This window comes from Qipengyuania sp. NPDC077410 (assembly GCF_044543405.1).
Taxonomy (GTDB): Bacteria; Pseudomonadota; Alphaproteobacteria; order Sphingomonadales; family Sphingomonadaceae; genus Qipengyuania; species Qipengyuania pacifica.
In genome coordinates, this window is the sequence record NZ_JBITWB010000001.1 from 892,464 (window position 1) to 902,100 (window position 9,637).

A 9,637-nucleotide genomic window follows, 5' to 3' on the forward strand; every position below is an offset into this window, starting at 1 on the left:
ATGGGCCTTTGACGCGCAAGCGTGCCTTCAGTAAAGCGCCTGCATGCACCAGTTCGATGTAGTTGTAGTCGGTGGCGGTCACGCCGGCGTCGAAGCAGCCTGCGCTGCTACGCGCATGGGTGCGCGCGTTGCGCTTGTCTCGCTTGATATCGGCAAGGTCGGATCGATGAGTTGTAACCCGGCTATCGGCGGCTTGGGCAAAGGTCATCTGGTTCGGGAGGTGGATGCTCTTGACGGAGTCATTGGACGGGCCGCGGATGCTGCGGCGATTCATTATCGCATGCTCAATCGATCCAAGGGCAGTGCGGTATGGGGCCCCCGTGTACAGGCGGATCGGCATCTGTTTCACCAGGCTGTCCAGCAGGTGGTTCGCAAGGACTCGTTGCTCGAACTGGTAGAGGGGGAGGTAGCCGCACTCCGGTTGGAGGGAGATCGTGTTGCCGGGATTGAGCTGGCGAATGGCGACAGTCTCGAGGCTTCCGCGGTAATATTGTGCACGGGCACGTTCCTCGGCGGCGTTCTTTATCGAGGGGAAGAGCGGTTCGAAGGCGGCCGTATCGGGGAGGGCGCAGCGCACCGGCTCGCTTCCCAGATGCGCGATGCAGCGCTTCCGATGGGCCGGCTAAAGACCGGCACACCGCCCCGGCTGGATGGTCGGACCATCGACTGGGCGCGTCTGGAAGAGCAAGCTTCGGACGAGGAAGTCTGGACGATGAGTGCGCTTTCTACCCGGCGCGTCAATCCGCAGATTTTCTGCGCTATCACGCGCACCAACGAACGCGCCCATGATATTATTCGCGCCAATCTCGATCGGTCGCCCCTTTTCTCTGGGGCTATCGGCGCTGCGGGCCCCCGTTATTGTCCATCGATCGAAGACAAGATTCACCGCTTTGCCGATCGGGATGGTCACCAGGTTTTCCTCGAACCGGAGGGGCTCAATACCAGTCTCGTTTACCCCAACGGTATCTCTACCTCGCTGCCTGCGGACGTGCAGTTGGCTATGTTGAGGGAGATGGATGGTCTGGGAAGTGTTAAGATGGCGGTTCCAGGCTACGCCGTTGAATACGATCACATCGATCCGCGCGCGCTCTCGTCATCGCTTGAGTTACACGCGATCCCCGGTTTGTATTGTGCGGGCCAGATTAACGGGACGACCGGTTATGAAGAGGCTGCCGCGCAGGGGCTAGTCGCCGGAATGCACGCCGCCGCGCGTGTCACTGGCGGCGAAGCCGTCCAGATGGATCGGTCCAATTCTTACATCGCGGTTATGCTGGATGATTTGACACTGCAGGGCATTACCGAGCCATATCGTATGCTGACGTCGAGGGCGGAATATCGCTTGCGGCTCCGTGCGAGCAACGCGGATACGCGGCTGACCCCCTTGGGTATTGCCAGTGGCATCGTTGGCGCAGAGCGGGCGGAGTGGTATGAACGACGCGAAGAGCGCAGGGCGCGCTATTCCCGCCAGTTCGAGGCTCCGCTTCATTCGAAAACACTGGCAGATGCGGGGTTTCACGTGAAACGTGATGCTGGCCCCCGTCCGGTTTCGGAATGGATCAGCGGCGGTCACGCTACTCTGGATCAACTGCGCCCATGGATCGGCGAGGTTGATGCGTCGGATCCGCTCGCCGTCGAGATGGCGGAAGACGCTTTCTATGCTCCGTACCTTTCGCGGCAGGATGCAGAGTTGGCCGATTTGCGCGCGAATGAAGCGCAATTTCTGGCCAGCGACTTTCCCTTCCACCAGGTTCCTGGCCTGTCGAATGAAATGATAGAGCGGCTCTCACGGGCGAAGCCGGAATCCCTCGCAGCAGCCGGTAGGATTCGCGGCGTAACGCCCGCAGCCATGGCGGCTTTGCTCGTTCATGCGCGCAAGCTGGAAAGCAGAGCGGCATGATCACCGACGAAGATCAGGCAAAGCACTACGTGTCCGATCTGTGTGACGCCGCTGCTATGGATAAGCTCGAAAGGCTAACGGCCGAGCTGGTTCATGAGAACGAGCGACAGAACCTTGTTGCACGTGCAACACTACAGACAGTGTGGCAGCGGCATATTGCGGACTCGGCCCAACTCCTGAAATGGGGCTGGGAGGGCCCAGCATGGCTCGACCTTGGCAGTGGGGCCGGCTTCCCCGGTCTCGTTATCGCCGTCATGCGCCCTCATCTTTCGGTTGTACTCGTCGAATCGCGGAAGCGAAGGGTGGAATGGCTTGAGCGCATGATCTCCGAGCTCGACCTGCAGAACTGTCGTGTAGAAGGTGCGCGTCTCGAGAGTATTGAGACCTTTCCTGCCGGCACAATCTCTGCGCGCGCTTTTGCGCCTTTGGATCGGTTGCTCGCGTTATCCGCACGCTTCTCCACAAAGGATACCTTTTGGGTGTTGCCGAAGGGGCGGTCTGCATCGCAAGAAGTAAAGGACCTGCCGAAGAATCACGGTAAGATGTTTCACGTGGAACAATCTCTCACCGATCAGGACGCGGGAATTGTCGTCGGCCGCGGACAATGGAGCAAGAATCAATGATCACCATCGCCATAGCCAACCAGAAGGGCGGGGTGGGCAAGACAACCACCGCGATCAATATCGCCACGGCGATGGCGGCAACCGGGTGGAAAACGCTGCTGATCGATCTCGATCCTCAGGGCAATGCTTCGACGGGCCTCGGGGTTGCCAGTTCCGCACGTGAAAACACCAGCTACGATCTTCTCCTTCAGCAGGCGACATTGTCCGAATGCGCCCAACCCACCGAAATTCCCGGTCTCGACATCGTCCCGGCCACCCAGGACCTTTCCGGCGCCGAAGTCGAACTGGTTTCCGTCGACGATCGAACCGCTCGCCTTACGCATGCACTTCATCAACAAACTCCCGGTGGTTTCACCGGTTACGACGTTTGTTTTATCGATTGCCCGCCGTCGCTGGGGCTTTTGACACTCAACGCCCTGTGTGCTGCCGACACCCTGCTCGTACCCCTGCAGTGCGAATTCTTCGCCTTGGAGGGGCTCAGCCAGCTCCTTCAGACGGTCGAGCGGGTTCAACAGGGTTTCAACTCCTCGCTGGGCATCGTCGGTGTCGTCCTGACGATGTTCGATCGACGTAATCGCCTGACTGACCAAGTTGCCGACGATGTGCGCGATTGCCTTGGTAACCTCGTGTTCGAGAGCGTGATCCCGCGCAATGTCCGCCTGTCGGAGGCGCCGAGCCACGGCATGCCGGCTCTCGTCTACGACCACAACTGCCCGGGCAGCCGTGCTTATATCGGCCTCGCTCGTGAGCTTATCGGGCGGTTGCCTGAAAACCGGAAAGCCGCATGAGCCAGACACACGCTGAACGAGGAGCGCATCCCATCGACCGCAAGAAGAAGCTCGGCAAAGGTCTTGGCGCCCTGCTCGGGGAAACTCGTCGCGAGGAACCGCTGGTGGCGCGGGAATCAAGTAACGGCAGTAATCAGTCGTCAACGCCGCAAAATTCCGGGCGCGCAACCATGTCGGAAGGCTTGGCATCGATCCCGGTGGCCGACATCGAACCGCTACCCGGACAGCCCAGAACCCGCTTCGATGAAGAAGCGCTAGATTCGCTCGCGTCGTCCATCGCCGAGCGCGGTGTCATCCAGCCGATCATCGTATCGCCGCTGGGCAGGGGGCGTTATCGTATCGTCGCCGGCGAACGCCGCTGGCGCGCTGCGCAAAGAGCGCGGTTGCATCAGATCCCGGCACTCGTCCGTGAACTCGACCAACGCGAGGTCATGGCTCTCGCCCTCATCGAGAACCTTCAGCGCGAGGACCTCAACCCTGTCGAAGAAGCGCGAGCCTATCAGAAGCTCGCGGAAGACGAGGACATGACCCAGGCTGAAATTGCCAAGCTGGTCGACAAGTCGCGCAGCCACGTCGCAAACTTTCAACGTCTTCTGGCTCTCCCGGATACTGTGCTCGCCTTTCTGGCAGAAGGTTCACTCTCCATGGGCCACGCGCGCGCACTTATCGGACGTGACGATGCGCCGGAGATGGCTCAAAAGGCCGTTTCGGAAGGCCTGTCCGTCCGTCAGATGGAAGCCCTGACGCGAAAACCGCGTAAGAATGGCAGTGGCGAAAAGGCGCGACCGGAGCAGACAACGGAGGGAAATGCGGATATCTCGGCCGTGCAGGGGCATCTCGAAGAATTCCTCGGCATGCCGGTAAAGATTACCACGGATGCCACACCAAACACCGGAAGCGTGACAATCCGGTATCGCACGCTAGATCAATTAGATCTTATCTGTCAGAGACTTACGGGCGGAGACATTTAGCAGGCCTGCGCGCCAACGTGCCCTCAAACCCTTTGTTTACCCTAATGGTGCAATACGGGTCACTACTGACCTGCTATGGCACTTCCCATTCGCCTTTGTCCGATATTGATCGGCGCGGCAGCTCTTGGCGCTGCTCACACTCCCGCTGAGGCGCGGGAAAATGCGGCCGATCTCCAGGTCAATGTGGCAATCGTCGACGGGTGCACCGTCACGACTACAGACGTCGCATTTGGCTTGATCATCGGAACGAGAGGAACCCTGCGCTCCACAGGTGCGGTCGATGTTCAGTGTACCGCCAATCTCGATTTTGCGATCTCCATGGACCGTGGCCAGCACAGCCAAGGCATCAACCGCCGAATGCGCAATGCGACGAGCGGTGCGTATATGCGATACAATCTCTACTCCGATCCAGCCTATTCCCGCCGCTGGACCGATCAACGTGCAGGGCAGGTTCGCGGCAATTCAGGCTCGACCGGATCGATCGCTTTTCCCGTCTATGGCGAACTGACCTTCGACGGGTCTGCTGTGACCGGACGCTATGAAGACAGCGTCACAGTAACCGTCGAATTCTAGCGCATCTCTCCCACCACACCTTTTTGCCACTCGTAGAATCAATACTTTAGTGGTGAGATCCGCTCGGACGCGCTGTCAATCCGAACCCCCGCGGGCTGCTTAACGGAATCTATACCGCCGGTAAGTATTTTCCGAATCACCCGCTTGGAACAGGGTTTAGGAGATCAACAAATGCGTAAGATTATTCTGGTCGCCGCCAGTGCTGCCGGTGTGGTCGCTGCAACGCCCGCCGTTGCTGGTACCAACTCGGCCACTCTGACCGTCACCGCCGAAGTCCTCGAATCATGCGAGGTAAGCGACGCTACACTGGCTTGGACTGGACTTGGCGTGCTCAACGGCGCCAACCACGATACCAGCACCTCGATGTCGCTCACCTGCACTGACGGTTCCGACTTCAACGTAACTATGGGTGCAGGCGGGAACGCCGTTTCGGGCCAGCGCTACATGGCCGGCTCGGGCACGGACAAGATTCCGTACAGCCTCTATCTCGGTGTTCCTGCTTCGGGGACGCTTCTCGCGGTCAACAATGCCATCGCGGCTGGGACCGGGACTGGCAGTGCGCAGACGCTCACTATCGGCGGTCGCATTCCTTCGACTGCAGGCAACGTAGCGGCCGACACTTATTCGGACTCGGTTGCCGTCACGGTTACCTTCTGATCCTCGTCCGGCGGGCTTCGGCCCGCCGGTCGCCACTCCGGATAGCCAATCATGAAAACATGTCTCGCAGCCATACTGGCTACTGCTTCCCTCATACCGTCTAGCGGAGTGCTTGCCCAGGAGGCGCCGGCCAACGCTACCTCATCGGCTCCGTCGGCGCGCGTAACGGTAGCGCCGCTCCGCCTCGAGATGGATGGTGAGAAAATGCAGGAGACGCTCCGGGTTATCAATCCTTCGGATCGACCGATCGGTATCCAGGTCAGGGCATTCGACTGGACACAATCCGATGGCGAAGATGTCTATGCCCCTACGACGGATGTACTCGTTTCACCGGCGATCGTGGTCATTCAGCCCGGCGATACGCAATTCTTTCGCGTACAACGCCGCGCGCTCCCGCCTGAGGGTGAACGCCGTTATCGAGTGGCGATTGATCAGCTACCTGATCCCGAGCAGGCGCAAAGCGGTACCGCGATGACGCGCATCCGCTTTACTATTCCGATGTTCGTGGACCGAGCGGCGGCAAGCCCCGCCGATCTAGCATGGACCGTTAATGGCGACACGTTGCGCGTCGCAAATCGCGGTCAACAATCCGCTCGTATGGTTAGTTTGGCCCTTACCAACACGGTTAATTCACCGGTCGAAATCGATGGTGCATCGCTCCATTATGTCCACGGCGGCTCATGGCTCGAATGGAAGCTGCCAGCAGGGTGTCCCACAGGACCGCTAACCCTTCAGGCGCGTATCGAGGGTGACACGCAGCGTGTCCAGGTCCCTGTTATCTGCAGCTAAATCATTCGCTGCGGCTTGGCTGGTTGCGACGGGCGTCTTCATGGCGCCCGTCAGCCTGTTCGCCCAAGCGAACGATCCGTTTGCGATCGAAAGGGATCTCACTCTAAAGAGTGCCGTGGAGGCCGAAAAAGATGGGCCCGGGCTGAGTGCGATCTTCGTCGACGGCGTTGAGCAAAAACGCATGGTCGACCTCAAGTGGATCGATGGTGAGCTTGCCATTCTGGCCGAATCCGCGGTGGCTGCTGGCCTACCTATAGAAGAGGAAAGTAGCGGATATCTCAAACTCAAGACAATGCAGATAGCCCGGTTCGAATTCGACCGGATCACCCAGCAGCTCACGGTAAAGAGATATCGAAAAGGCGATGGGCCCAACGACGTAAATGTTGCGCGGCGCAACTATGACCCCGGAGAGATGTCGCCTCTCCTCGCCGGGATCGTCGATTACAGCCTGACCGCCACCCGATCCGGTGGCAAAAGCGATTTGGGCGCATATGTCGCGCCACGGGTGACTTACGGAAATCTCATCCTTGGCAGTGCCTTCACCTATCGCACGAACGTAGACGCTTCGGAGGACAAATTGGTTCGCCTCAACACAACGGCGACACTTGCCCTGCCCGAAAAGGCTCTTCTGATCAGTGCTGGCGACGTGATCACCCTAGGTAGCGAAGTGCAGCGCCCGCTCCGGGTTGGCGGCATACAAATCGGCTCAGATTTCGCGCTCAGGCTAGATCTCATCACCAATCCGCTGCCACAATTTCGAGGGCAGGTGGCAGTACCGACATCCGTCGATCTAATCGTCAACGACCGCCGCTTCCAGTCTTCGGAGATCGAGGCGGGCGAGTTTCGCGTCCACAACATCCCGATGGCCGCGGGGCGTGGCGAAGTGTCCGTCGTCTTGCGCGATGAACTTGGGCAGGAGACGGTCCAGACAGCGCGAATTTATACCGCCCCGGAAATGCTGGACAAAGGCCTCAGCCAGTGGGGGGCGGCCACCGGCTGGATCCGACGAAGATTCGGTACACGTAGCAATGACTATCGAGACCTTGTCGGAACGTTCTACGTCCGAAGAGGACTGACAAGGTCACTCACCATCGGCATGTCCGGCGAAGCGGGCGTCGGACTGTGGAATGTGGGCGCTCAGGCGCAAGGCACAATTGGCGCGGTGGCCATGCTTTACGGCGAGGCGCGGTACAGCCGCACTTCTCGTGAAATGGGAGCTCTGTTGAAGCTCGGTGCCGAATCGGTCGGGAGGGGTGTCTCCGGCCGTGTAGAGGCAGTGCTGCCGACCAAAGGATATCGCGACATTGCGGCCCAGTCCGGCGACGGCCCGGTCCCCAGACAATTCATAGGGTCTTTGGATTTTGACCTTGCCGATTCAACACGATTTCAGTTCTCTCTAGCTCGCCTGTCGAGGCCTTTCGATCCGTCGCAACTGATTTCGGCGGAGAAAACAACCGTTCTGCGCGCGGCGGCGCGTCATGAACTGACCGACCGGGTGACGCTCGCAGCCGATGTCAGCTTTCGCAAGTCCGCGGGTCGTAGTGAACTTGTGGCGGGGCTCAATCTCAACATGAGGTTCGGGCCGCGCACGAGCGCCAGCGCATCGTTGCAGCACACGGCGGCGGAGACTGTGGCCGCGCAGCTCAGCTATTTCCGGCCAGATACCGAAATTGGCGAGTTCGGCTATGCCGCACATGCGAGGGTCGGCGAGCGTTCGCGGTATGCGGGGACGGTTGCTTATCGCGCGCCGTTTGCGCGCGTGGCAGCGGATGCCGAATATGCGGCGGGGAATGTTGCGGCGCGCGTGCGCGCGGAAGGATCGCTGGTCATCGCCGACAAGCGGATCTTTGCCAGGGACAGGGCATCGGATGCCTATGCGCTGGTGCGCACCGGCAACGTGGGGGGCGTTACGGTGACCCATGAGCATCGGGAAGTCGGCCGTTCGGACGACAGCGGGCGGCTGCTGGTTACGCGCATCACCCCTCTCGTACCGATGCAGTTCGATATCGCCCCCGACAAGCTTCCTTCGGCCGCCGTAGCAAGGTCCACATTCCGCAGGATGCAGGCATCGCGCGGTGGCGTGGTTCTGGTCGATATGGATATAGAGGCGTATCGGTCCGTGCTGCTGCGAGTAATCGATGAACGCGGCGAACCTTTACCGGTCGGCAGCACCATCGTGGCCTTGCCATCGGGCCGTGAATACATGGTCGCGTTTGATGGCCTGGTGGATTTTAACGGCCTGTCCACCGATGACTGGATCGCCCCTGGGGCAGATGTGCGCGACAACTGCCGGACTGGCTTGCCGAAATTCGATCCCGACAGCTTCGAAATGCCCGAACTTGTGGCGCATTGCACATCACGCGCCATCGCGCTCAAGGATTAGTTGCCCGATGTACGCTCGCGGTAAATTACTCGTTGAGGCACCGAAACGGTAACCGGCACCAGCATGTACTGCCCGGGCTGAACGTACTGAACGCTTCCCGCTTCGGCGGTTACACTGCGCATGTAATCGTCGAGATAGGCTTCACATTGCCCGTAGCTGTCGCTGCGCGATCGGTTGCGATCGTCGATGGCATCGCCAACGGCCATGCCTGCGGCAACGCCTGCGCCTGCACCGATGAGAGTACCTGGGGTGCGATTGCCCGCGCCGGCGATGCGGTTGCCCAGAACGCCTCCGGCGACACCCCCGATCAAGGCACCCATAACCTTTCCGCGCTCGCTTTCATTGTCATACGTGTCCAGGCGAGCGCGGCATTCATCCAGCCAGGCTAACCGATCGAAGGCAACAACCTGACCACCCGCCGGCAGATAGGTCGCGGCATTGTAAGTGGTCGTCCCCGGGACATTTTCCGTCCGACTGGTACCAAGCGTCGGCGCGCTACGGGACGCATCGCGATAGATCACGGGAGCGGGCCCTGCTTCCGGTGTTGACGTGGTAACGAAATCGGCACCTGCGCGGGCAGGGATGGAGCGAGCCGCCGGCACGGTTTCATTGCCAGCATATGCTAAATCCGACGGATCGATCGTCTGGATCGTCGGATTGCTCACGAAGACGGGGGCTGCGTTGCTCTGCACAGCTTGTTCGGCTTCCGCTGCGTCCTCTGTCACCGTTTCCGTGACGACATCATCATCGAGTTCCGGCAAGGGCTGTGCGAATTCATAATGCCCGACCTCATAGGGTATGGTGCTCTGTGCCAAGGCGCCGAACGGAATCAACGCCAGACTGGAGACAGTAAGAACAATGGCGGCGCGGGCGTTCATGATGCGTGCTCCTTCGGGCGACTCGACTCGAGCCCGTTCGTGATCGCCATTCGTTAGCAGCCGCCAACCCGCGCGCAA

Annotated in this window: 9 protein-coding genes; 8 read left to right on the forward strand and 1 reads right to left on the reverse strand. The window is 60.0% G+C overall.

From position 1 onward, the window contains the following. Positions 1-43: 43 nt before the first annotated feature. From mnmG to ACIGGE_RS04415, 8 genes are all read left to right on the forward strand, one after another. Positions 44-1,897, forward strand: coding sequence for a tRNA uridine-5-carboxymethylaminomethyl(34) synthesis enzyme MnmG (gene mnmG / locus ACIGGE_RS04380; protein ID WP_397489542.1), 1,854 nt, complete (start codon positions 44-46; stop codon positions 1,895-1,897). Continuing rightward, on the forward strand, positions 1,894-2,520 hold the full coding sequence (gene rsmG, locus ACIGGE_RS04385) for a 16S rRNA (guanine(527)-N(7))-methyltransferase RsmG (protein WP_397489543.1): 627 nt from the start codon (positions 1,894-1,896) through the stop codon (positions 2,518-2,520). Before mnmG ends, rsmG begins: the two co-directional genes overlap by 4 nt. Beyond that, positions 2,517-3,308, forward strand: a complete 792-nt coding sequence (locus ACIGGE_RS04390) for a ParA family protein (RefSeq protein ID WP_103024727.1) — start codon at positions 2,517-2,519, stop codon at positions 3,306-3,308. The genes rsmG and ACIGGE_RS04390 overlap by 4 nt, the downstream gene beginning before the upstream one ends. Further along, positions 3,305-4,279 carry a ParB/RepB/Spo0J family partition protein gene (locus tag ACIGGE_RS04395; protein ID WP_397489544.1) on the forward strand — a complete coding sequence of 325 codons (975 nt, stop codon included), beginning with the start codon at positions 3,305-3,307 and terminating at the stop codon, positions 4,277-4,279. Before ACIGGE_RS04390 ends, ACIGGE_RS04395 begins: the two co-directional genes overlap by 4 nt. A 75-nt stretch (positions 4,280-4,354) precedes the next feature. Then, the gene (locus tag ACIGGE_RS04400) at positions 4,355-4,852 is read left to right on the forward strand and encodes a spore coat U domain-containing protein (RefSeq protein WP_221596813.1); all 498 of its coding nucleotides are present in this window, start codon (positions 4,355-4,357) and stop codon (positions 4,850-4,852) included. A 171-nt stretch (positions 4,853-5,023) separates the two neighbouring features. Next, positions 5,024-5,509, forward strand: coding sequence for a spore coat protein U domain-containing protein (locus ACIGGE_RS04405; protein WP_158246662.1), 486 nt, complete (start codon positions 5,024-5,026; stop codon positions 5,507-5,509). 51 nt (positions 5,510-5,560) lie between these two features. Then, on the forward strand, positions 5,561-6,298 hold the full coding sequence (locus ACIGGE_RS04410; RefSeq protein WP_272020252.1) for a fimbria/pilus periplasmic chaperone: 738 nt from the start codon (positions 5,561-5,563) through the stop codon (positions 6,296-6,298). Positions 6,299-6,338: 40 nt separating this feature from the next. Beyond that, positions 6,339-8,681, forward strand: coding sequence for a fimbria/pilus outer membrane usher protein (locus tag ACIGGE_RS04415; protein ID WP_397489545.1), 2,343 nt, complete (start codon positions 6,339-6,341; stop codon positions 8,679-8,681). Here ACIGGE_RS04415 and ACIGGE_RS04420 read toward each other — a convergent pair. After that, positions 8,678-9,559: a glycine zipper 2TM domain-containing protein gene (locus ACIGGE_RS04420; protein ID WP_397489546.1), complete on the reverse strand. Its 882-nt coding sequence runs from the start codon at positions 9,557-9,559 to the stop codon at positions 8,678-8,680. The genes ACIGGE_RS04415 and ACIGGE_RS04420 overlap by 4 nt on opposite strands. Positions 9,560-9,637 lie beyond the last annotated feature (78 nt).

What these genes read in the sequence shown, in the direction of transcription:
- ACIGGE_RS04405 (WP_158246662.1), top strand. Translation starts at nt 5,024, where the DNA reads ATGCGTAAGATTATTCTGGTCGCCGCCAGTGCTGCCGGTGTGGTCGCT.
- ACIGGE_RS04410 (WP_272020252.1), top strand. Translation starts at nt 5,561, where the DNA reads ATGAAAACATGTCTCGCAGCCATACTGGCTACTGCTTCCCTCATACCG.
- ACIGGE_RS04395 (WP_397489544.1), top strand. Translation starts at nt 3,305, where the DNA reads ATGAGCCAGACACACGCTGAACGAGGAGCGCATCCCATCGACCGCAAG.
- ACIGGE_RS04415 (WP_397489545.1), top strand. Translation starts at nt 6,339, where the DNA reads ATGGCGCCCGTCAGCCTGTTCGCCCAAGCGAACGATCCGTTTGCGATC.
- rsmG (WP_397489543.1), top strand. Translation starts at nt 1,894, where the DNA reads ATGATCACCGACGAAGATCAGGCAAAGCACTACGTGTCCGATCTGTGT.
- ACIGGE_RS04420 (WP_397489546.1), bottom strand. Translation starts at nt 9,559, where the DNA reads ATGAACGCCCGCGCCGCCATTGTTCTTACTGTCTCCAGTCTGGCGTTG.
- ACIGGE_RS04400 (WP_221596813.1), top strand. Translation starts at nt 4,355, where the DNA reads ATGGCACTTCCCATTCGCCTTTGTCCGATATTGATCGGCGCGGCAGCT.
- ACIGGE_RS04390 (WP_103024727.1), top strand. Translation starts at nt 2,517, where the DNA reads ATGATCACCATCGCCATAGCCAACCAGAAGGGCGGGGTGGGCAAGACA.
- mnmG (WP_397489542.1), top strand. Translation starts at nt 44, where the DNA reads ATGCACCAGTTCGATGTAGTTGTAGTCGGTGGCGGTCACGCCGGCGTC.